Here is a 21,959-nt window from a genome sequence, read left to right as displayed (position 1 = left end):
GACGGCCGCCCACGGTCCTCAGCCGGAAGCCGGAAGCCGGAAGCCGGAAGCCGGAAGCCGGAAGCCGGAAGCCGGAAGCCGTTGGCCGGCAGCCGCCGGCCGGCAGCCGCCGGCCGGAACCCCTCAGCCCTCGCCCTCCGGCCGGCCGCCCGCCACCTCCGCGGGCGAGGTGCCCGGATGGCCCGACGTGGCGGCGACCTCCGCCACGACCCGCGTGAACTCGCGCAGCAGCGGCGTCTCGTGGCCCCGCTTCCACACCAGGCCCCAGTCCAGCGGCGGGGCGTCGGTGATCGGGACGTAGGCCAGGTCCGGCCGCTGGTAGAAGCGCACCACCTGGGCCCCGACCGGGTACGCGCCCTTGCCCGCCGCGATCAGTGCCAGCCCCTCCTGCAGCGAGCTAGCCTGCGCACCGACCCGTGGTGGCTCCGGCTCCCCGTCGTCCGGCCCGCCCTCGCGCAGGGTCCGCGAGCGCGACCAGTACGTGGGCATGGTCGGCGTCTGGATCATGGTCACCCCGGCCAGGTCGGCGAGGGTCAGCGTGCTGCGGGCGGCCAGCGGGTGGTCGGCCGAGATCGCCAGCACCCGCGGCTCGCGGACCACCGGCGGGCCCGTGACGAGGTCGGTCTCGAGGACCGGGAAGCTGGCGTTCATCAGGTCCAGTTCGCCCGACCGCACCGGCTCCTGGGCGACGCCGAAGGAGTACTCCTGGAGGCGGACCTCGCAGTCCGGGTGCATCGCCCGGAAGGAGTCGGCGGCCAGCACCAGCAGCTGGCCCCACAGCGCGCCGACGAAACCGATCCGCAGGGTGCCGGTGGTGCCCTGCGCGGTCGCGACGGCCCGCCGCACCGCCTCCGCGATGCCGAGGTGGTGCGGGGCCAGGTCCGCGCGCAGCTGCTCGCCCAGCGGGGTCAGGGCCACCCGGCGGCTGGTCCGGACGAACAGCGGCCCCCCGATGCGCCGTTCGAGCTTCTTGATGGTCTGGCTGACATGGGCCCGGGAGACCATCAACCGCTCCGCCGCGCGGCCGAAGTGAAGCTCCTCGGCCAGGACCAGGAAGCCGTCCATCTCGTGCCGCTCCAGCACGGTGCACTCCTATCGGTAATCCAGGGTGACCGATTGTTGCAGCTTTCGGCATTGTTCCTGGTGGGGGGCTTGATCGATGCTTTAGGCGGGCGCGAGAGGCATTCGTCGGCCGTCTTGTACGGGGGTTCAGACGGCAGGCTGCGCGCCCGTGCCGCGAAACCGCGCTCCGGCGCTTTCACGGACGCGAAGGGCCCCGGACGAGTCCGGGGCCCTCGGCATGTGGGGTGCACTTCACGGGCTCCTCAGGTTCGCCGGGGTGGCGAAAAAAGTGACCCGTACACGACGTGTTTGGTTGCACGAAGCGTGGAATTCCTTCGTGCGGCGCAACGGTGGGGCTCAGACCGCCCGGACCTCGACGCCCGCCTCGCGGAAGAGGTCCGCCGTGCGCTCGTCCACCCCCGCGTCCGTGACGAGGACGTCCACGTGGGCGGTGGGGCAGATCCGGGCGAAGGCGCGCCGGCCGAGCTTGCTGGAGTCGGTCGCCACCACGACCCGGCGGGCCCGCTCGCACAGCAGCCGGTTGATGGCCGCCTCGTCCTGGTCGTGCGCGGCCGTGCCGTGATCGGGGTCGAAGGCGTCCACGCCCAACACGGCGACGTCCAGGGTGATCTGCCCCAGCACCCCGTCGGCGAGCGGGCCGATGAGCTCGTACGTCTGCGGCCGCGCCACCCCGCCCGTCACCACGATCTTGAACTGCGGCCGGATCGCGAGCTCGGTGGCGATGTTCAGCGCGTTGGTCACCACGGTCAGCGCCGGGGAGCCGGTCGCGAGGTCCGGCCGCGCGGCCAGCGCCCGGGCCACCTCCGTGGTCGTCGTACCGCCCGTGAGGCCCACCACCTCGCCCGGCGCGACCAGCTCCGCCACGGCCGCGCTGATGCGCTCCTTCTCGGCCGCCCGCCGCGAACTGCGGTAGCGCAGCGGGAGTTCGTACGAGACCCCGTGCGGTACGGCGCCCCCGCGGGTGCGCACCAGCAGCTGCTGCTCCGCCAGCTGGTCGAAATCGCGCCGGATCGTCGCGGCCGAGACCCCCAGCGTCTCGGCGGCCTCCTCCACGTCCAGGCGGCCCCGCTCCACGAGCAGGTCCAGCAGGGTCTTCCAGCGCGCGTCGCGGGTCATGAAGGGGGCTCCCATCCTCTCGGTGGACGAGTCTGGTCGTGGGGGTCTCGTCGTGCCTGTGCACCCTATCCGGCAAATCCTGGACCGCATGCTTGAAGTTGCTCGAAACCGCACGATAACTTGCAAGAACGAGCATCCAGAGGGAGTCCGTCAGGAATGAGCACCGATGTGACCGCAGATGTGACCACCGGCGTGAGCGCGGGAGCGGGAGCGGGAACGGGAGCGGGGGCGCCCGGCGCCGCCCCCGGCGCCCGGACCGCCGCCTCGCCCGCCACTCCGCACACCGCCGCCCCGGCCGCCCCGGGCAACCGCGCCCCCGCCGCCCCGGCCGGCCACGCCGCCCGCGAACTGGCCAGCCAGCCCGAGTGCTGGCTGCGCGCCGCCGAACTCGCCCCCGCCTACCGGGACGTGCTGCCCGCCCAGGGCGAGCGGGTCGCCCTCACCGGCTGCGGCACCTCCTACTACATGGCCAAGGCCGCCGCCGCCCTGCGCGAACGGGCCGGCCTCGGGGAGACCGACGCCTTCCCCGCCTCCGAGTTCCCCGTCGGCCGCCACTACGACCGCGTCGTGGCGCTGACCCGCTCCGGCACCACCACCGAGGTGCTGGACCTGCTCACCCGGTTGCGCGGCACCACCCGTACCACCGCCGTGGTCGGAGATCCCGCCACCCCGGTCGCGGACCTGGCCGACGAACTGGCGGTGCTCGACTTCGCCGACGAGGTCTCCGTCGTGCAGACCCGGTTCGCCACCACCGCCCTCACCCTGCTCCGCGCGCACCTCGACCTCTTCCCCGAGTGGGTGGTCGAGGACGCCCGCACCGCCCTCGCCGAACCCGTGCCGGCCGGCCTCGTCGACTGCGGCCAGTTCACCTTCCTCGGCCGCGGCTGGACCTGCGGCCTGGCGGAGGAGGCGGCGCTGAAGATGCGCGAGGCCTCCCTGTCGTGGGCCGAGGCCTACCCGGCGATGGAGTACCGGCACGGCCCGATCAGCGTGACCACCGAGGGCAGCGCCACCGTGCTGCTCGGCCAGGCCCCGTACGGACTGGAGGACCAGGTGCGGGCCACCGGCGCCCGCTGGGCGCACATCACCCTCGACCCCGTCGCGGGACTGGTGGTCGTACAGCGGCTGGCCCTCGCGGTGGCCGCCGCCCGCGGGCTGGACCCGGACGCGCCGCGCCACCTGACCCGTTCGGTGATCCTGGAGGAGGAAGCCTGATGCCGCTGGTCAGCACGGGCGACCTGGTCGCCCACGCGGCCGCGGAGCGCGCCGCCGTCGCCGCCTTCAACATCATCACCCTGGAGCACGCCGAGGCCGTCGTGGCGGGCGCCGAGGCCACCGGCTCGCCCGTGGTCCTCCAGATCAGCGAGAACGCGGTCAAGTACCGGCACGGCCGCGTGCTGCCGCTGGCCAGGGCCGCCGCCGCGGCCGCCGAGGCGGCGGCCGTCCCGGTCGGCCTGCACCTCGACCACGTCAAGAGCCGGGACCTGCTGCACCGGGCCGCCGACGCCGGGTTCGGCTCGGTGATGTACGACGCGGCGCACCTGCCGTACGCGGAGAACCTCGCCGCCACCCGCGCCGCCGCCGAGTGGGCGCACGCCAACGGGCTGTGGATCGAGGCCGAACTGGGCGAGGTGGGCGGCAAGGACGGCGCCCCCGCGCTCGACGCGCACGCGCCCGGCGCCCGCACGGACCCCGACGAGGCCCGCCGGTTCGTCGAGGCCTCGGGCGTGGACGCGCTCGCGGTGGCGGTCGGCAGTACGCACGCCATGACCAGCCGCACCGCCTCCCTCGACCACGAGCTGCTGGCGCGGCTGGCCGCGGGCCTCGACGTGCCGCTGGTCCTGCACGGCTCCTCGGGCCTGCCGGACGAGGAACTGGCCGCGGCCGTGGCCGGCGGCATCACCAAGGTCAACATCGGTACGGCCCTCAACCTCGCGATGACGGACGCGATCCGCGCGTACCTGACGGCCCATCCGAGTGCCGTGGACAGCCGGAAGTACCTCTCCGAGGGGCGGGCGGCGATGGTCCGGACGGCGGCCGAGCTGATCACCGCGCTACGGGCGGGGGTGCCGGCGGAGGCCGTGCGGCTCTGACGCGACCGGCGCCGACGCCCCCTCGCACGGCCCTTCCGGATTCCTGGAACAGGTTCTACTCTGTGCGCCGCATCGCTGGGAGATGGGCACCTGTTCGCCACGCGAGACCCTGGAGGGGCCGTGCACCTCGAATACACGCCTGAGCAGCGGCGGCTGCGCGCCGAACTGCGCGCCTACTTCGCCGAGCTCGTCCCCGAGGACGTCCACGCCCGCTACGGGGACCCCGCGGCCCAGAAGCGCTTCTACCGCGAGACCATCCGGAAGCTGGGCGCCGACGGCTGGCTCGGGGTCGGCTGGCCGAAGGAGTTCGGCGGGCGCGGCATGTCGGCGATGGACCAGTTCATCTTCTTCGACGAGGCGGCCCAGGCCGTCGTCCCGCTGCCGTTGATGGCGCTGAACACCGTCGGTCCCACGATCATGCAGTTCGGCACCGACGAGCAGAAGGCGTACTTCCTCCCGCGCATCCTCTCCGGCGAGATCGACTTCGCCATCGGCTACAGCGAGCCGGACGCCGGCACCGACCTGGCCGCCCTCAAGTGTCGGGCGGTGCGCGAAGGCGACGAGGAGACCGGGACGTACGTCGTCAACGGCCAGAAGATCTGGACCACCAACGGCGACACCGCCGACTGGGTCTGGCTGGCCGTCCGCACCGACCCCGACGCCCCGGCCCACAAGGGCATCACCATGCTCCTGGTGCCGACCGACGACCCCGGCTACAGCTGCACCCTCATCAACACCCTGGCCTCGCACGACACCACGGCCAGCTACTACGAGGGCATCCGGGTGCCGGCCTCCCGCCGGGTGGGGCAGGAGAACAAGGGCTGGCGGCTGATCACCAACCAGCTCAACCACGAGCGCGTCACCCTCGCCGCCCACGGCACCATGGCCATCCGCGCCCTCCACGACGTCCAACGGTGGGCCGCCGACACCAAGCTGGCGGACGGCCGGCGCGTCATCGACCTCGGCTGGGTCCGCGGCCGCCTGGCCCGTACCCACGCCCGCCTCGACGCGATGAAGCTCCTCAACTGGCAGATGGTGGGCGCCGTCGAGGCCGGCACCCTCACCCCGCAGGACGCCTCCGCCGTCAAGGTCTACGGCTCCGAGGCCCGCCGCGACGCGTACGCCTGGCTGATGGAGGTCGTCGGCGCCGCAGGCCCCCTCAAGGACGGCTCCGCCGGCGCGGTCCTGCACGGTGAACTCGAACGCGGCTACCGCTCGGCGGTCATCTTCACCTTCGGCGGCGGCAACAACGAGATCCAGCGCGAGATCATCTCCTGGATCGGCCTCGGCATGCCCCGCGTCCGCCGCTGACCGCTGTGACGAGGATCTTTGGTTGGCACTTGGGATTCGTACTTGTCACCAAGAGGTGCCGCAGGTTCCGCACGGGCGGGACCTGTCTAGAAGCCAATGGGCTGCAGCGACACCGTTCCGTTCGTCAGACGACGGTGTACACGTCGAATGCCAGCACGCCGGACAGGCCGAAGCGCAGTGGCGGTGCTGCCGCTGTGCGCAGTGCCCAGTCCGCTGCCAGGCGACGTGCGCCCAGGCTCGACTCCTGCGCGAGGACTGTGGCATCGCGCAGGTGCCCGACTACTGGGCGCGTCGTCCCCGAGAGAGTCCTGCCCGGTTCCAGGCGGAACCAGAGGGCCTTCTCAAGTTTATGCATGACGTCCAAGCGGTCAGTGAGTCGCAGATCCTTCAGCAACCCTGTGGTCAGCCTTACGCTTCCGAAGGCATCCACGCGCAGGATGCTCCCCAGCCCATCCGATTGAGTATCAGCTGTGGTCACATGCGGTGTGACGGAAAGTCATTGTTGGCCCAAAAGCGCTCAGTAGACATCGAGGCATCGGGTCCGCCCGAGGGCTGGATCGTTCCAGGGGGAGGCGCCGCGTCTTGGTCGGGAGCGTTCCGGCTGATGGCCGGGTAGATCGTTTAGTTCGCCGAAGACACGGAGTCTGAGTTCGGCGCGCGAGCCGCGTAGGACGAGGCGCCGCCCACACCGGGGCTCGTGCGGTTCGAGGGCGGAATCCGGAGCGTCGGCCGCAGCCACGGGCCGGGCCGCACGAGCACCCGGGCGCCGGCCGTCCGCGGCACGTATCCGGCTCCAACGTCTCCGTGCTGATGCCTGCATCGGCGGCGACCTGCTTGATCATCGCTCCCCGGGCGCGACCGGTACAGCACGACTGGGTCCGCCTTGAGCTCCGGCGGATGGTGCTTCGTCGCCACGAGGTGACTTCTCTTCTCAGATCCTCAAGATCGGTGTGCCGAGTGTCCGAGATCAAGCATCAATGCCCCACTCCATCACGGTTGGACATCAACGTCATGGCCATCAACGATCGCGCCGTGGTCGACTCGGCGTTCCACCGTGACGTCGCCCGAAGCCCTGGTCGCAGAGTCCTTCAACCGTGCCTCACGGTTCAGGTTGATCGTCAGGCTAGCCCCACCTGTCACTGATGTGCTGCCGCCAAGCAGCCGGGCGCGGCCTGACACATGTTCGACGTATCGGCTACGAGGAGTGGCTGTTGAGCGGACCCGTTCCCAATAGAGCAGTGCTGCCGAGCCCGAGGCGGAGGCGACCAGGCCCGAAGCCACTCCCCAACTCCACTCCTCTGTTGCTAGATTGATGAGTACGCCGGTGGCCACACCCAACGCGACGGTGGCCACCGCCTGACACAATGCCCTCAGATGCATCCAGACATCACCTCTAGCCGCGACATGTACCCCCGAACATCCCTACAGTAGAAGATGATTGACGAATCGTCACTCATGCAATGGGGCTGCGGTGAAGAGGGGGCCGTAGTGGATAACGTGGGGAACTTCTCCGGCCGGGATGACGCTCTGCGTATCTTGGACGGTGTCGTGGCAGGGAGCTCCGCCCACCGGGCTGTAACCGTGTGGGGAATGTCGGGTCAAGGGAAGTCTCGACTGCTCCAGCACTTCGCTGAGAGGGAAAGGCAATCGGAGCGATCTCGAGCCGAAGGCAGGGTCGCACTGGTCGACATACAGGACCTCGTGTCCTGCGACGATGCGGCGCATGGGTACGGTCCTGATCTCGCTACGGACCTCTTGAGGGAAATCGCAGGGCACTTGGCGAGCTGGCATCCAGGTCGTCGGCGCAGATACCTCTTGGATGCCTACAAGCGAGCTGAATCCAGAGCCCAAAGAGCCTGGGCCGCCGCCGTCGGTGTCAACATCTCGGTATCCAGAGCCAGTAAGATGGTGAACTCGCCGACGATAGTGAACATGCCTCTACCCGAAGAGGTATTCCTCACCGCTTATCGGAACTCATTGACTGATGCATTGTGTCAGTTGGCCTCAGCGGACAGTCGTGATGCACTCCTCCTTATTGACACTGTCGAATTGCTGCAACTGCGGGACGATGCGACACGTCATCGTTCTCCTCAACCCCAGCATTCGGCGGCAGTGGGAAGCTGGTTCACAGACCGGGTAATTCCTCGGTTGCTTTCATCTCAGCCCGGCTTGAAAGTTGTCATTGCCGGGCGAGAGCGCATGCCGCTGCGCCGAGTCCCAGCCGCGCAGGTGCAGCTCGTCGAATGGGAAATCGCTGACACCGCAGCCTTCCTGGGTTCCTGTCAGATCGACGAGTCGCTCGCTGAGCCAGTTCACCGCCTGTGCAGAGGTCTTCCGGGCTGGACCAGCATGGCAGCCCAGTTGATCCAACAAGAGTCCATTGGGCACAACCCGATTACTTTCCACTGGCTTTCCAGCACAGCGACGGGGAGAGTTGTCGAGGAATGGCTGCCGGCGATCTTCCTCGATCGGCTGCCACTGCATCAGCGAAGCGTGGTAGAAGCAGCAGCTGTCCTGCGCACCGTCACAAAAGGATCCCTTTCCTACATACTCCGACGCGGCAACCTATTGGGAGGGCTGCCCCAAGACTGGTTCAGACAACTCCTGAGTTATTCATCGTTCATGCAACGGCGAGATGACGGATCCCAGGACTATCGGCTGCACGGCCTGGTGCGCTCAGCTTTCCTCGCTCATCTGCAGAGGCATGAACCAGAGCGCTTGCGTGAACTCCATCGAATCGCGGGTGATTATTTCAAGTTCGCAGAGAATTTCCTTGAAGAGGCGTATCATCGCTTCGCCAGCAGCGATGACCGCCTTGTCGACGAGTGGCGGGAACGACTGCAGCGTGCACTGGATTTGTTTCAGTTGGATCACGGTGCCCGACTCCTTGATGTTGCCGCAACGCCCGATCATGCGGAGCGAGTGCGGAAATGGAGTCCACTAGTTCATGCACACGTGCTCAGGTTCTCCGCATTCACGCACTATATGCGAAACGAGGGCGTACAGGCACAGCAGCTACTTTTCCCCGCCTTGTCGCTGTATGAAAAGTTGGGCGACATGCGAGGGCAAGCGGACACGCTACGTGCTCTCGGCAACGTGGCCTATTTATGTGACGAGTACGCGCAGGCGGAGAAATTCTTGCGTTCGTCACTGCGCCTCTATCAGAGGCTGGATGAACAACTTGGCCAAGCGTGGACTCTCCGGGCATGGGGAGATGTAGCAAACCTGCGCGGCAATCACGAGCAGGCTGAGAGTCTTCTTGAGGATGCCTTGTGGCGTCACCAGGAGCTGCGTAACAAGCATGGCGAAGCCGAAACCCTGCGTTCCCTTGGTAACGCGGTTCGCATGCGCGGTGACCATGCGCGCGCCGAGAGCCTGCTCCAGTCAGCACTGGCCCTGCACAAGCAACTGAACGATGAGTACGGTGAAGCGTGGACCTTGCGGTCTCTCGGGAACATGGCGCGACTGCGCGGCGCTTATCGGCACGCGGAGGAACTCCTGAAGAAATCATTGGCTCTGCACAGAAAACTGCAGAATCGGCACGGCGAAGCCGACACCTTGCGTTATCTCGGTAATGTGGCTTATCGCTCCCGCGACTACGAAAGAGCGCAGGGTTTTCTTCGGCGAGCCCTGGCCCTCCATGAGGAGCTCCAGGACCGGCTTGGTCGAGCCGAGACTCTGAGCTCGCTGGGCAACGTAGTTCGCCGAATGGGCGACTGTGTCGGGGCTGAGCAGCAGCTACTCTCCGCGCTGTCGCTCTACCAGGACCTGGGTAACTACGGTGGCAGAGCCTGGACCCTGCGCTCTCTTGCCGGTGTGGCCCAAGCGCGAGGCGATCACGCAAGAGCTGAGGAGTACCTCCAGGCAGCCATGGTGCTCTTCATGCAACGAGACGACCGGCTCGGCCAGGCTTGGACTCTGACCTCGTTGGGCGATCTCGCCCGCGCTCGCAGAGAGTGCGGTCAAGCCGATAAACTGCTTCGCCAGGCATTGCATTTGCACCAAGAAGTGCAAGATGGTCACGGCCAAGCACGCACACTGGCGTCACTCGGTCTCCTCGCACATGAACAAGGCGATGACGTACGGGCCTCGAATCTGCTGGATGCGGCCAACGCGCTTGAGGAGGGATAGGCGGTCAGGAACTCGTTGGCTCATCCGGCTGTTCCTCCTGGATCTACAGCTCTGTGCCGCCTTGGCCGGGTAGAAGTAGTGCGCGGTGTGCTGATTCCAGCTGCTCAGTGGCGAGTTGTCGTGTCTAGGGTCGTGTCGGCTCGTCTGGCTGGGCGTGCATGCGTCGGTCGGGCTGGATTCTGCAGGCGAGGATCATTACGTCGAGCCGGGCCAAGCACCGTGTCCAGGTGGGGCTGTCTCGGGACCTTCCCAAACCGCCGGTCCGTCCCGGTTTCTTGGGAGGGGTGAGCGGGCACACGAGGCGCTACAGCTTTGCGAGGAGATGACGCAGGACACCCACGAGCGCACGGCCCTGAGGGCGGCCCGTCAGCTGCACGAGGCTCCGGCAGAGATCGATCCCGTCCTTCGCCTCGTGCGCGACTAGCTAGCTAGGTGCTGCGGATGCCCAGCTACGGCGACTCGCTGGTCACCTGCGCTGTACCGAATTGCCAACCATCTTTCTGATCCCGTGCCTCCGGCCGCTGAAGCTACTTGGCATCAGTCCACGTCACGAAAGTTGCATGGTGCCAACCAAGGATCCTGGTCACAACCGCCGGGTTCCGGCCCGTGACCGACCATGCGGTCCGGCCCGAACGGGCCACTGCCGTGCCCGGATCCGAGGCCCGTGACCAAGGGCCGCCTGCGGAGGCCGGGGGATGGCTCGGGCAGGCAGGGGAGCCTGATCCGGCCACCGTGGCGTGCGCCCTCTTGTGGTGCGGTGCTGCGATGTGCCTACAGGGATGGGTCACGCGCCCAGAACGAAGAACCGAGGCAATGAGCACCGAACAGAGTTGGGTCACCACCCCCGTCACCGCCGACTTCCTGCGCGGACACCTCGAGGTGGAGCGGACCGCGCACGGTCTGCTGCCGCACCGGCTGCCCGCCCGGGCGCGCCGGCAGATCCCCGACGACCGCCTGGCCGTGGCGGAGGCCCAGCCCTCCGGCGTCCGGCTGGCCTTCCGCACCAGCGCGACCACCGTCGAGCTGGACGCGCTGCCCACCAAGCGGGCCTACCGGGGCTTCCCGCCCCCGGCGGACGGCGTGTACGACCTCCTGGTCGACGGTCGGCTCACCGCCCAGGCCACCGTGGCCGGCGGGAACCTCCACACGGTCACCGACATGCTCGCCCAGACCACGGAGTTCACCGCGGGGCCGGCGGGCACCGCCCGTTTCACCGGCCTCCCCGACGGCGAGAAGAGCATCGAGATCTGGCTCCCGCACGCGGAGATCACCGAGGTGATCGCCCTGCGCACCGACGCTCCCGTCGCTCCCGCGCCGGACGGCGGACGCCGGGTGTGGCTGCACCACGGCAGTTCCATCAGCCACGGCTCGAACGCCGTCCACCCGAGCGCCATCTGGCCCGCCCTGGCCGCCTCCGCGGGCGGCGTGGAGCTGATCAACCTCGGGTTCGGCGGTGGTGCACTGGTGGACCCGTTCACCGCGCGTGCGATGCGGGACACCCCTGCCGACCTGATCAGCGTCAAGCTCGGCATCAACGTCGTCAACAGCGACGCCATGCGCCTGCGGGCCTTCGCCCCCGCCGTCCACGGCTTCCTCGACACCCTCCGCGAGGGCCACCCGACGACACCGCTGCTCGTGGTGTCGCCGGTGCTGTGCCCGACCCACGAAGACACCCCCGGCCCCCTCGTGCCCGACCTCGACGGCGGGACGCTCCGCTTCAAGGCCACCGGCGATCCGGCCGAAACCGCCGCCGGACGCCTCACGTTGACCGTCATCCGCGACGTACTCGCCGGCATCGTCGCGCAGCGGGCCTCGGAGGACCCGAACCTCCACTACCTCGACGGGCGGGACCTCTACGGCGAGGAGGACCACGCGGAGTTCCCGCTCCCGGACGCGCTCCATCCCGGACCCGAAGGGCACCGCCGCATCGGCGAGAACTTCGCGAGGCTCGCGTTCGCCGACCATGGCCCCTTCGCCGTCGGGGCCGGCTGACCGCCGGATCGCGCGGAGACCGTGCCCGGCACCTCCTCCGCGCGTCGGCCGCCCGCCCCGCGCCCTCCGCGGCCGGGAGAGGACCCGGTACTTTGTTGCGAGTAGTTTGCAAGAACTTGTCATGTGCGGGAAGAGGTCGGCGTGGGCGCTCCGGTGGTGCTGGGCATCGAGTCGTCGTGTGACGAGACGGGGGCCGGAATCGTGTCCGGCGGGCGGCTGCTCGCGCACGTCGTGGCGTCGAGCATGGACGAGCACGCCCGGTTCGGCGGGGTCGTGCCGGAGATCGCGGCCCGCGCGCACGTCCAGGCGTTCAACCCCGTCGTGCAGGAGGCCCTCGACCGGGCGGGCCTGCACCTCGGCGACGTCGACGCCGTCGCCGTCACGACCGGCCCCGGCCTGTCGGGTGCGCTCCAGGTGGGACTGGCCGGGGCGAAGGCCCTCGCCTACGCGGCCGGGGTGCCCCTGTACGGGGTGCACCACCTCGCCGGGCACGTGGCGGCGGACACGCTGGAGCACGGGCCGCTGCCGAACCCGTGCATGGTGCTGATCGTCTCCGGCGGCCACACCTCGCTGCTGCTCGTACGGGACCTCGTGCGCGACCCGATCCTGCACCTCGGCGACACGGTCGACGACGCCGCGGGCGAGTGCTTCGACAAGGTCGCCCGGGTCCTCGGCCTGCCGTACCCCGGCGGGCCCGCGGTCGACCGGGCCGCCCGCGGCGGCGACCCGTGCGCGGTGGCCTTCCCCCGCCCGCTGACCGGCCCGCGCGACGATCCGTACGCGTTCTCGTTCTCCGGGCTGAAGACCGCCGCCGCGCGGTGGGCGGAACGGCACCGGCAGAGCGGCGAGGAGATCCCGCTGGCCGACGGCGCGGCCTCGCTCCAGGAGGCGGTCGCGGACGTGCTGACCCGCAAGGCGCTCGCCGCCTGCCGCGCGCACGACGTACGGACGCTGGTCGTCGTGGGCGGCGTCGCGGCCAACTCCCGGGTGCGGACCCTCGCGGAGGAGCGCTGCGCGGCCGCCGGTGTCGAACTCCGGGTGCCGCCGCTCACCTTGTGCACGGACAACGGGGCGATGATCGCGGCCGTGGGCGACCTGCTGGTGCGGGCCGGCGCGGACCCGGCCCAACTGGACGTCTCCGTCGACCCGTCGGCGCCGCTGGAGTACGCGGCCCTGCACCCCGCGGCGAACGCGCCGTCCGGCCGGGCCCCGGCTGTCGACGGGGCCCGGCCCGGACGGTGATGGGGTCACCCGTCCCCCGCGCGGGGGACGGGTGACGGTGGTGCGGTCATCCGCCCCGTGCGGGGGACGGGCCGCGCGGGTTCGGGATCACGCCCGTGAGGCCGAGAGCAGAGGTTCCCCGGTGCTCCTGCTCCGCCACCCCGTCACGGGCACCGGCGGGTCCTGCGGCGTACGCGTCGTGGGGGGTGTCTCCGTGAGGAGCGTGACGAGGTGCGTACGCGCCCGGGCCACGCGCGAGCGGACCGTGCCGATCGGACACCCCGCGGCCTCGGCCGCCTCCGCGTAGTTGAGGCCCAGGAGCTGGGTGAGGACGAAGGCCTCCCGGCGCTCGGCCGAAAGGAGCGCGAGGAGTTCGGCCAGGGCGATGCCGTCCTCGAAGCCGGGGACGCCGTGGGGCTGCGCCTGCTCGGCCGCGGTCTGCCAGTCCTGGTGGTGCGACAGGCGGGGGCGGGCCGCCGCGCGGCGCAGGCTGTCGACGACGGTGCGGCGCGCGATGGACAACAGCCAGGTGCGCGCCGAGGAACGGCCTTCGAACCGCGGGAGCGCGGCGAGCGCGCGCAGGAAGACGTCCTGGGTGAGGTCGTCGGCCGCTTGCGGGTCGGCGCTGAGGTACGCCACGTAACGCCATACGTCGCGGTGGAGGGCGCGTACGAAGCGGTCGGCCTTCGCGGGGTCGCCGTCACGGGCCTCCAGGGCCAGCCGCGTCACCTCCGCTTCGGGGTCCGGAGCACGCCGGCAGGTCGTTTCGCCATGGGTGGGGAGCTGCTTGGTCAGGGCAGGGGTCATCGCCACGAGGTCCTTAGGGCAAAGGGGAGTTCGGCTGCGCGCGCGGCGGAGCCGATGAAGGGTTACGGCCTGCCGGAGGGCATGGCCGATGCCCGAGGCGCGACGGCGCGGGACGTGCCGTCAGCGTCCGCTCGGGAAGCCGGCTGTCACAGGACAGCGGTTCCCGTCGGAGGACCCCGTGAGGTGATGGCGTGGACGAGGAGGAGCCGGCGCAGGACGTGCCGGTCGCGGGTGCGGCGCACGCGGGGGCGCGGCCGGGGCGGAATCGGCGTGAACAGGCCGAACAGCAGGCGCAGGGGCGCCCGGAGCCATCCCGCGACGGCGCGCAGGAGGCGGAAGGCGGCCCGCTCGGCGTAGGCGAGCCAGAGCCCGCACAGGACGGCGGCCAGCAGGTGCGCGGCCAGCATCCCGATCGAGGACGTGCCCGCCATGTCATGGCCGGCGGAAGGCAGCACGGCGGCGGCCGCCGAGGATGCCGCGGACGCCGTGTCGTGCATGCCGTCCCCGCCCGTCGCGCCCATGGACATGCCGCTCGCGGACATGCCGCCCATGCGCGTGCCGCCCGTACGCATACCGGCCATGTGCATGGCATGCGTGTGCATGCCGTGCATGGAGTGCATCGCGTCATGGGCGTGCTCGCCGGCCGGCGCGGTACCCGGCGCGGGCCGGGACACGGGGGGCGGGGTGAGGAACGACTGGGCCAGGGTGAACCCGGTGTGGAGCACGGCCTGGACGGCCACCGTCGCCGTGGTGACGGCGAGCAGTCCGCGCTCGCGGTCCGCCGTGGCCCAGGCAGCCGTCGCCGTCACCGCGAGGGCGGCCAGCGCGGCCCACCACGGCACGTCCCGGCCCGACATGAGGACGTGGCCGGTCGTCGCGAGCAGCACGCAGACGACTGCGAACATCGCAGCCCGGGCGGCTCGGGAACAGTGGCCTGGCGTCATGGAGCGTTCATCTTCGCACTGGTGTCTCGGATCGGGCAGGGGGGCGCGCACTTCATGACAAGTCCTCGTCCTGCCGGTGGCACGACCGGTACCGGTCGGCTGTGGTGCACGGCACAGGGAAGAGCGGGAACCGGAGGGCCGCGCCACCCGACGACCTCCCAGTCGGCCCACGCGTGCAACCTACGGGAACTGGAGCGTTCTGTGGCATCACCTCAAGGGACTCTGGACCCGCCCGAGTTGAAGGGCCCGACGGGTCGGGGCCTGACGGCACTCCTGACCTGTGCCATGGCGTTCTCGATGCTGCAGCTGTTCCTGCTCGGGGCCCTGGGGCCGCGGCTGGTCGCGGACCTGGGCATCTCGCCGACGGTGCTGGGACTGACCACCACGATCGGCTTCGGAACGGCCGCCGCGCTGTCCCCCGCGGGCGGCCGGATCGTGGACCGGATCGGACCGCGGCGCTCGCTCGTCCTGCTGCTGGCGGTCTCGGCGCTCGCCCTCGCCCTGATCGGGGCCGCGCCGGGGGCCGGCCTGCTGCTGTGCGCGGTCGCCCTGGGCGGCGTACCGCAGGCACTGGCCAACCCGGCCACCAACAAGGCGGTCCTGGCCACGGTTCCGCCGCCCCGGCGGGGCGCGGTGACCGGCCTGAAGCAGTCCGGGGTGCAACTGGGCGCCTTCGCGGCCGGGTTGCCGCTCGCGGCGCTGGCCGGGGGGCCGGGGTGGCGGGCGGCGGTCTGGACGGCGGCCGGGGCGGCGCTGCTGGCGGCGGGCTGGGCGCTGCGGTCGCTGCCGGCCGACGCGCCCCCGCCGCCCGTGTCCCGGGCCGTGGCCGGGACGGCGTCCGTGACGCGGGGCATGGTCGCCTGGCTGGCGGTGTTCTCGCTGTTCCTCGGTGCCGGCATCGCCTCGGTCAACACGTACCTGGCGCTCTACGGCGTCCAGCGTCTGGACATGGACCCCACCGTGGCGGGGGCGCTCGTCGCCGTGCTGGGGGTGGCGGGGATCGCCGGCCGCGTGGGCTGGTCCAGGGCGGCCCGTCCCGGACGTGCCGAACGGCTGCCCGGGTGGCTCGCGTGCGGCGCCCTCGGGGCGGCCGGGCTGCTCGGAGCGGCGCAGGTCGCAGGTCCTCTGGTGTGGCTCGGGGCCGTGGCGACGGGAGTGTTCGCCGTGTCCGGGAACGCCGTCTCCATGGTGCTGGTCGTGCAGCGGGCCGCACCCGGGCGGGCGGGACAGGACTCGGCACTCGTCGCGGCCGGGTTCTTCGCGGGATTCGCGGTGGGGCCGACGCTGTTCGGGCTCTTCGCCGAGCACGGCCGGTACGGGGCGGGCTGGCTGCTGGTGGCCGGGGAGTTCGCGGCGGCGGCCGCCGTGGCGTTCCTGTGGGCCCGCGGGGACCGTCGGGAGCGGGGCGCGTGAGCGCCGACGACTGGGCCGGTGCGGCCCTGGACACCGTGCTGGGACGGGTCGCGGTGACGTCGGCGGCCGTGGGCGACCGCTTCCCGCTGTACGCGGAGCCGGGCCACGGCACCTGGAAGACCACCGGCGGCGGCTCGTGGGCCGGCGGCTTCTGGGCCGGACTGCTGTGGCTCCGGGCCCTCCGCACCGGCCACGGCGCCGACCGGCGCGCCGCCGCCGACTGCACGGCCCGGCTCGCACCCTGGACGGCGGCCGACACCGCGACCCGCGGCCTGATCCTCTGGTACGGGACGGCGCTCGCCGACGGCGACGGGGCGGCCGCCGGGCTCCGGTCGCGGGCGGCACGGGCCTGCCTCGCCGCCCACGACCCCGAACACGGCATCGTCCCCTGGGGCGGTGCCTTCGGCGGGCCCCGCCTGCTGGCCCGGGTCGACGCCGTACCGGGGATGGTGCCCCTGCTGGCGACCGCCGGGCCGGACGGTGCCGTGGCGGCGGCCGCCCATCTGCACCGGCACCTCGACCTGTGCCTCGGCGTGGCCGGGGAGGCACGGGCCCCCGCCTGGCGGTTCGACGGCGCGACCCGGACCTGGCGGCCGTGCACGGACCCCCGACCCGGATGGAGCCGTGGCCGCGCGTGGCTGCTGCTGGCGATCGCCGACGCCCTCCTGGAGCCGGCGGTCGCGGCCCACCGGCCGACGCGGCTGGCGGAGGCCGCCGCGCACCTGCTGGCACGGGACGGCGTGCTCGCGGGGCCGCTCGTCCCGCCGGCCGAGGAGGACGACCCGGACGGGCCGCTCGACACCTCCGCCGCCGCGATCACCGCAGTGGCCCTCCTGAAGCTCTCCCGGGCGCCCGGGCCGTGGTCCGCCGCCTGCTCCGAGCGGGGCGGCGCGATCCTGCGCCGGTTGGTCGGGGCCCATCTCACGAGCGGCGCCGGCGGCCGTCCGGCCGGGATGCTGCTGGACGGCTGCTACGACGCCGGCAAGGGCCTCGCCGTACGGCACGAACTGGTCTGGGGCGACTTCTTCCTGGCCCTCGGCCTGGCCTCGTGGCAGGGCCTCGTCGACCTCACCCGGGTGTGACCGGCTCCGGTCCGTAGCCGCGCAGGACCCGCCGGGCGACGGACGTGATGTGCAGCTCGTCCGGACCGTCCAGGATCCGGGCCGTCCGGCCGCTGCGGAACAGGGCGGGCAACGCGGTGTCCGGGCCGAGCCCGGCGGCGCCGTGGACTTGGATGGCGGAGTCCGCCACCTGCTGGAGCATCCGGGCGGCCGCCACCTTGGCCAGGCCGACCTCGGTACGGGCGTCGCGTCCGGCGGCGATGAGCGCCACCGCCTCGTGGACCAGGGGACGGGTGGTCCGCAGGGCGAGCAGGGCGTCGAAGACGTGCTGCTGGACGAGCTGGTGGTCCGCGAGCGGGCCGCGGGAGCCGCCGCGCGCGGCGGCCCGCCCGCACATGAGGTCGAAGGCGCGCTGGGCCTGTCCGAGCCACCGCAGGCAACGCAGCGTCCGACCGAGGGCGAGCCGGTCGCCGGCGACGTCCAGTGCCCGGCCCTCGCCGCCCACGAGGTGGTCCCCGGGCACCCGGACGTCGTCGAGCTCGATCTCGTACTGGCCCGTCGCGCCGAGGACCGGCAGCTCGCGGACGATGCGGAAGCCGGCGGAGCCGGTGGGGACGAGCAGCAGCGAGAGTCCCTCGCGATCGCCCGGCGCACCGCTGGTGCGGGCCATCACGGTCACGAGACCGGCGGTGGCAGCACCGGACGTGAACCACTTCCGTCCGGTGATCCGCCAGGCCCCGTCCGGCCCTCGGCGGGCCCGGGTCGCGGTCAGGAAGGGATCGGTGCCGGGCACGTCCGGCTCGGTCATCGCGTAGCAGGCGCGGATCCGGCCGGAGACCAGGGGTTCCAGGTACGCCTCGCGTACGCGGCCGGCGGCGTGCCGCGCCAGCATCGTGACGTCGAGCAGCGGGGCGGAGCCGAGGGCGGCAGGCCCGTGGTCGCTGGCTCCCTCGGCCTCCGCCACGTCGGCGTAGGCGGAGAAGGGCAGGCCGCCGCCGCCCAGTTCGGCGGGCAGCGGGAGGGCCCAGAGACCCTCGTCCCGGGCCCGGACCCGCAGGTCCGCCATGGCCGCCGCCGCTCGGGGCCCGCCGGCGTCGAGCACCGGCTCGCACGGGATCACGTGCGTACGGACGAACCGATCGACTCGATCCCGCAACGCGGCAACGTCCGCGTGGGGTCGCTGAGTTCCGTGAACCGTCCCGCCTGGAACCGACAACGCGCTGCTCCTTCTCCCCGGGAACTCCCGGGAACGTCCGTCCGACTCTCTGTCCGTGGAACTGGTCGGGTGCGGACGCTCCCGGGTTCCCGCGATTCGGAACGACCTCGGTGGCGGCCACCCTCGCACCGGGAGAGGAGAGGCATGGCGTCCCCATCCACCACGCAGACGGCCCGGCCGCTCGACGCACTGCGCCTCGGCACGTCGGGGCCCCCGCAGATCACGGGCGTCGTCGCGGACCACCTGCGGCTGCTCGGAGCGCAGGAGGAGCCGACGGGCCGGCGGGAGGACCCCGCTTCGGTCACGCTGACCGGGGGCGGCTTCGAGCCCGCGCGCGCGAACGTCACCTGGGGCGACGCGGAGGCCGGTCTGGTCGACGAGGCGACGGTACAGGCGGCCACGGGTGTCATGGCCGTGCACGGCCGGCGCGACGGAGGCCCCCGCGGCCTCGCCGCCGACTACGTGGCGACCGCCACCGGCGTCCTCGCCGTCCAGGGGCTGCTGGCGGCCCTGATCGGCCAGGCGCGCGGGACCGCCGCGTCGCCCGTAACGGTCGGCGCGGACCGCGCAGGGCTGCTGGCGGTCTCCCAGTACCTCGCGGCGGCCGGCGCCGACGAGGAGGAAGCCACCGCACTCGCCCCCGGAGGGCCGCCCTTCACCTCCGCGGAGGGCGTCCTGTTCGAGCTGGAGACGCTGGACCCGGGCGCCTGGGCCGGGTTCTGGCGCGCCCTCGAGGCGCCGGCCGACGCGATACGGGCGGGCTGGCGGCCCTTCCAGTTCCGCTACGCGACCGCCTGCGCCCCCCTCCCGCCGGCCCTCCACGCCGTGACCCGGGCGAACCCGCTGGACCGGATCCGGCGCGCGGCGGCCCTCTCGGGGGCCGAGGTGTGCCCCCTGCGCACGCTCGCCCAGCGGCACGCGGAAGCCGACGGCGCGGCGCCGTGGTCGTTCCGGCCGCTCGAGGTGGCTGCCCCGCCGCCGTCCCCCGTGGGACCGCGCGCCGCCTCGCCCGCCCCCCGGCCGCTGGCCGGCCTGACCGTCCTGGAGGCGGGCCGCCGCATCCAGGCGCCGCTCGCCGCCCATCTGCTCGGGCTGCTGGGCGCCGAGGTCGTCCGGATCGAGCCGCCGGGCGGGGACCCGCTCCGCGGCATGCCCCCCACCTGCTCCGGCACCTCCGCGCGCTGGCTCGCCCTGAACCGGGGCAAGAAGGCCGTCGAGATCGACATCAAGGCCGACTCCGACCGGCGCCGACTGCGCGACATGACCGCGGAGGCCGACGTCTTCCTGCACAACTGGGCACCCGGCAAGGCCGCCGAGCTCGGACTCGACGCCGACGACCTCGCCCTCGTCAATCCGACCCTCGTCCACGCCTACACCGGCGGCTGGGCGGACCGGATCGAGGACGCCCCGATGGGAACCGACTTCATGGTGCAGGCCCGCACCGGAGTCGGCGAGGCCGTCCGACCGGAGGGCGAGGCACCGGCCCCCTCCCTGATGACCCTCCTCGACGTCCTCGGCGGGCTGCACGGCGCCGAAGCCGTGCTCGCCGGACTGCTGCTGCGGGAGCGCGCCGGGCACGGCGTACGCGTGGACTCCTCCCTCCTCGGCGCGGCCGACACGCTGACCGCGCCCGCCCTGAGGAAGGTCGCCCGCGGGGAGAACCCCCGCCGCCCGGCCGGCTTCCGCCTGCCGCTGCCCACCGCCGACGGCTGGATAGCGCCCTGCGACGACAGCGCCGCCGGCGCGGCCGCGCACGACGTCACCGGGCTGTCCACCCGTGAGGCCCTGGCCCGCCTGCGGCACCTGGGCCTGTCCGCGACCGCGGTCACCACCGACCTGTCCGAGCTGCACCACGACCCGCGCTTCGCCGGCTCGATCAGCCGCGACGCGCACGGTGCCCCCGCCGTTCCCGACCCCTGGAGCTTCGCGTGACCGTCGACCTGCCCGACCTGCTGCCCGCCGAACTCCGCCGCTCCTGGGTGGTCGACGGGACCTGCCCGGACCTCGACCTCTACAGCCTCTTCAGAGCCCGCCAGATCGCCGACCTGCACCACACCGCCGTCATCGACGCCAAGGGAAAGCTCTGCTACACCGCACTCGACCGCAAGGTGCGATGTCTGGCCACCGGCCTCAGGAACCTCGGCATACGCCCGGGCGACGTGGTCGGCGTCCAACTGCCCAACAACCGGAACGCCGTCATCGCCGACCTGGCCCTGGCCGCCCTCGGCGCCGTCGCCCTCCCGTTCCCCGTCGGCCGCGGCGTCCTCGAGGCCGAATGCCTGCTGCGCCGCGCGGAAGCCGTCGCCGTCATCGCCGCGGTGGCCCACCGCGACGCCCGGCCCGCCGCCGACCTGCACACGCTCACGCGCGCCATGCCGGCACTCCGCCACGTCGTCGCCGTGGGGCCCGGTGCCGCTCCCGACGGGACCGTCGCCTGGTCCGAGCTCATGCGCTCCGACCCGGCCGGCTTCGTCCCCGCCCGCCCCGACCCGGACGGCGCCGCCCGCATCCTCGTCTCCTCCGGCTCCGAGGCCGAGCCGAAGATGGTCGCGTACTCGCACAACGCCCTCGCGGGCGGCCGCGGCAACTTCCTCGCCTCCCTCAACCCCGACGGCACCCCTCCCCGCTGCCTGTTCCTGGTCCCGCTGGCCTCCGCCTTCGGCTCCAGCGGCACGGCGGTCACCCTCGCCCGGCACGGCGGCACGCTGGTCCTGCTGGACCACTTCACCGCCGACGCGGCCATCGAGGCCGTACGCGCGCACGAGCCGACCCACGTCCTGGGCGTGCCGACCATGATCCGCATGATGCTCGAACGGCTCGACGCCACCGACGAGCGGCTCCCGGCCCCCACCGCACTCGTCCTCGGCGGCGCGCCGCTCGACGGGTCCACCGCCACCGCCGCCGCGACGGCGTTCGGCTGCCCGGTGGTCAACCTCTACGGCTCCGCCGACGGGGTCAACTGCCACACCGGCCTGGCCGACGCGGTCCCGCCCACGGGCGGCACGGGCGTCGTCGCCGGCCACCCCGACCCGCGCGTCGCGGAGATCCGCATCACCGACCCCGACACCCAGGAAGCCCTGCCCGACGGCGAAGTCGGCGAGATCATCTCGCGGGGCCCCATGACCCCGCTGTGCTACGTCGCCGCCCCCGACCTGAACGCCCGCTACCGCACGCCCGACGGCTGGGTGCGCACCGGCGACCTCGGCTACCTCGACGCGGACGGCGTCCTGCACGTCGTCGGCCGCCTCAAGGACGTCGTCATCCGCGGTGGCGCCAACATCAGCCCCGCCGAGGTCGAACGCGAACTCCGCTCCCACCCCCAGGTCCGCGACGTGGTCTGCGTCGGCGTCCCGGACCCCTTGATGGGCGAACGCCTGGCGGCCTGCGTCGTCCCCACGGGGGCCGACGCACCCACCCTCGGCACGCTCGGCGACCACCTGACGACCCGCGGACTGGACCGGTACAAGCACCCCGAACGCCTGCTCACCGTCACCGAGATCCCCCTCACGGCCGCCGGCAAGCCCGACCGGACCGCGCTGTCCGAACGCCTGACCGGGTGAGCTCCGCGACC

The 21,959-nt window shown here is 72.1% G+C and carries 16 protein-coding genes; 10 read left to right on the top strand and 6 right to left on the bottom strand.

What is annotated here, in order from left to right:
• Window positions 1-123: 123 nt before the first annotated feature.
• Both ACIQCH_RS29265 and ACIQCH_RS29260 read right to left on the bottom strand, forming a co-directional pair.
• A complete protein-coding gene (locus tag ACIQCH_RS29265; protein WP_402585756.1) occupies window positions 124-1,083 on the bottom strand; it encodes a LysR family transcriptional regulator in 960 nt (319 codons plus the stop codon).
• Between the two features lie 336 nt (window positions 1,084-1,419).
• Window positions 1,420-2,199 carry a DeoR/GlpR family DNA-binding transcription regulator gene (locus tag ACIQCH_RS29260; protein ID WP_402585754.1) on the bottom strand — a complete coding sequence of 260 codons (780 nt, stop codon included), beginning with the start codon at window positions 2,197-2,199 and terminating at the stop codon, window positions 1,420-1,422.
• Window positions 2,200-2,355: 156 nt separating this feature from the next.
• Between ACIQCH_RS29260 and ACIQCH_RS29255 the strand changes: the two genes are divergently transcribed.
• The 3 genes from ACIQCH_RS29255 (at window position 2,356) to ACIQCH_RS29245 (ending at window position 5,603) form a co-directional block, all read left to right on the top strand.
• The gene (locus tag ACIQCH_RS29255; RefSeq protein ID WP_402585752.1) at window positions 2,356-3,414 is read left to right on the top strand and encodes an SIS domain-containing protein; all 1,059 of its coding nucleotides are present in this window, start codon (window positions 2,356-2,358) and stop codon (window positions 3,412-3,414) included.
• Complete coding sequence (locus ACIQCH_RS29250; protein ID WP_402585750.1) at window positions 3,414-4,292, top strand: ketose-bisphosphate aldolase; 879 nt, start codon at window positions 3,414-3,416, stop codon at window positions 4,290-4,292. Before ACIQCH_RS29255 ends, ACIQCH_RS29250 begins: the two co-directional genes overlap by 1 nt.
• Before the next feature lie 120 nt (window positions 4,293-4,412).
• A complete protein-coding gene (locus tag ACIQCH_RS29245) occupies window positions 4,413-5,603 on the top strand; it encodes an acyl-CoA dehydrogenase family protein (protein WP_402585748.1) in 1,191 nt (396 codons plus the stop codon).
• Between the two features lie 124 nt (window positions 5,604-5,727).
• On the opposite strand, the gene ACIQCH_RS29240 is transcribed toward ACIQCH_RS29245, so the two are convergent.
• The gene (locus ACIQCH_RS29240) at window positions 5,728-6,033 is read right to left on the bottom strand and encodes a hypothetical protein (protein WP_402585746.1); all 306 of its coding nucleotides are present in this window, start codon (window positions 6,031-6,033) and stop codon (window positions 5,728-5,730) included.
• A 1,004-nt stretch (window positions 6,034-7,037) separates the two neighbouring features.
• Here ACIQCH_RS29240 and ACIQCH_RS29235 point away from each other — a divergent pair.
• The 3 genes from ACIQCH_RS29235 to tsaD all read left to right on the top strand — a co-directional run bounded on the left by ACIQCH_RS29235 (window position 7,038) and on the right by tsaD (window position 12,968).
• Complete coding sequence (locus tag ACIQCH_RS29235) at window positions 7,038-9,734, top strand: tetratricopeptide repeat protein (RefSeq protein ID WP_402585744.1); 2,697 nt, start codon at window positions 7,038-7,040, stop codon at window positions 9,732-9,734.
• Window positions 9,735-10,547: 813 nt separating this feature from the next.
• Window positions 10,548-11,726 carry a GDSL-type esterase/lipase family protein gene (locus tag ACIQCH_RS29230; protein ID WP_402585742.1) on the top strand — a complete coding sequence of 393 codons (1,179 nt, stop codon included), beginning with the start codon at window positions 10,548-10,550 and terminating at the stop codon, window positions 11,724-11,726.
• A 153-nt stretch (window positions 11,727-11,879) separates the two neighbouring features.
• The gene (tsaD, locus tag ACIQCH_RS29225; RefSeq protein ID WP_402585767.1) at window positions 11,880-12,968 is read left to right on the top strand and encodes a tRNA (adenosine(37)-N6)-threonylcarbamoyltransferase complex transferase subunit TsaD; all 1,089 of its coding nucleotides are present in this window, start codon (window positions 11,880-11,882) and stop codon (window positions 12,966-12,968) included.
• Window positions 12,969-13,055: 87 nt separating this feature from the next.
• Here the strand turns inward: tsaD and ACIQCH_RS29220 are convergent, their stop codons facing one another.
• Complete coding sequence (locus tag ACIQCH_RS29220; RefSeq protein ID WP_402585740.1) at window positions 13,056-13,754, bottom strand: sigma-70 family RNA polymerase sigma factor; 699 nt, start codon at window positions 13,752-13,754, stop codon at window positions 13,056-13,058.
• A 146-nt stretch (window positions 13,755-13,900) separates the two neighbouring features.
• The gene (locus ACIQCH_RS29215) at window positions 13,901-14,659 is read right to left on the bottom strand and encodes a hypothetical protein (RefSeq protein WP_402585738.1); all 759 of its coding nucleotides are present in this window, start codon (window positions 14,657-14,659) and stop codon (window positions 13,901-13,903) included.
• 240 nt (window positions 14,660-14,899) lie between these two features.
• Here ACIQCH_RS29215 and ACIQCH_RS29210 point away from each other — a divergent pair, with 240 nt between their 5' ends.
• Both ACIQCH_RS29210 and ACIQCH_RS29205 read left to right on the top strand, forming a co-directional pair.
• Window positions 14,900-16,111 carry an MFS transporter gene (locus ACIQCH_RS29210; protein WP_402585736.1) on the top strand — a complete coding sequence of 404 codons (1,212 nt, stop codon included), beginning with the start codon at window positions 14,900-14,902 and terminating at the stop codon, window positions 16,109-16,111.
• Window positions 16,108-17,193 carry a sugar ABC transporter permease gene (locus ACIQCH_RS29205; RefSeq protein ID WP_402585734.1) on the top strand — a complete coding sequence of 362 codons (1,086 nt, stop codon included), beginning with the start codon at window positions 16,108-16,110 and terminating at the stop codon, window positions 17,191-17,193. Before ACIQCH_RS29210 ends, ACIQCH_RS29205 begins: the two co-directional genes overlap by 4 nt.
• On the opposite strand, the gene ACIQCH_RS29200 is transcribed toward ACIQCH_RS29205, so the two are convergent.
• Window positions 17,180-18,328 carry an acyl-CoA dehydrogenase family protein gene (locus tag ACIQCH_RS29200; protein WP_402585732.1) on the bottom strand — a complete coding sequence of 383 codons (1,149 nt, stop codon included), beginning with the start codon at window positions 18,326-18,328 and terminating at the stop codon, window positions 17,180-17,182. The two genes, ACIQCH_RS29205 and ACIQCH_RS29200, sit on opposite strands and share 14 nt — an antisense overlap.
• Before the next feature lie 204 nt (window positions 18,329-18,532).
• Between ACIQCH_RS29200 and ACIQCH_RS29195 the strand changes: the two genes are divergently transcribed.
• Window positions 18,533-20,320, top strand: a complete 1,788-nt coding sequence (locus ACIQCH_RS29195) for a CoA transferase (RefSeq protein WP_402585730.1) — start codon at window positions 18,533-18,535, stop codon at window positions 20,318-20,320.
• Window positions 20,317-21,948 (top strand): class I adenylate-forming enzyme family protein, encoded by a 1,632-nt coding sequence (locus ACIQCH_RS29190; RefSeq protein ID WP_402585728.1) that lies wholly within the window; start codon window positions 20,317-20,319, stop codon window positions 21,946-21,948. Before ACIQCH_RS29195 ends, ACIQCH_RS29190 begins: the two co-directional genes overlap by 4 nt.
• The last annotated feature ends 11 nt before the right edge of the window (window positions 21,949-21,959 follow it).

The organism is Streptomyces sp. NPDC093225, from assembly GCF_044753805.1.
GTDB lineage: Bacteria > Actinomycetota > Actinomycetes > Streptomycetales > Streptomycetaceae > Streptomyces.
Note: the sequence above shows the minus strand (reverse complement) of the source record. Positions and strands in the feature narration are given on the sequence as shown.

What these genes read in the sequence shown, in the direction of transcription:
- ACIQCH_RS29260 (WP_402585754.1), bottom strand. Translation starts at nt 2,199, where the DNA reads ATGACCCGCGACGCGCGCTGGAAGACCCTGCTGGACCTGCTCGTGGAG.
- ACIQCH_RS29255 (WP_402585752.1), top strand. Translation starts at nt 2,356, where the DNA reads ATGAGCACCGATGTGACCGCAGATGTGACCACCGGCGTGAGCGCGGGA.
- ACIQCH_RS29250 (WP_402585750.1), top strand. Translation starts at nt 3,414, where the DNA reads ATGCCGCTGGTCAGCACGGGCGACCTGGTCGCCCACGCGGCCGCGGAG.
- ACIQCH_RS29235 (WP_402585744.1), top strand. Translation starts at nt 7,038, where the DNA reads ATGATTGACGAATCGTCACTCATGCAATGGGGCTGCGGTGAAGAGGGG.
- ACIQCH_RS29230 (WP_402585742.1), top strand. Translation starts at nt 10,548, where the DNA reads ATGAGCACCGAACAGAGTTGGGTCACCACCCCCGTCACCGCCGACTTC.
- ACIQCH_RS29220 (WP_402585740.1), bottom strand. Translation starts at nt 13,754, where the DNA reads ATGACCCCTGCCCTGACCAAGCAGCTCCCCACCCATGGCGAAACGACC.
- ACIQCH_RS29215 (WP_402585738.1), bottom strand. Translation starts at nt 14,659, where the DNA reads ATGTTCGCAGTCGTCTGCGTGCTGCTCGCGACGACCGGCCACGTCCTC.
- ACIQCH_RS29195 (WP_402585730.1), top strand. Translation starts at nt 18,533, where the DNA reads ATGGCGTCCCCATCCACCACGCAGACGGCCCGGCCGCTCGACGCACTG.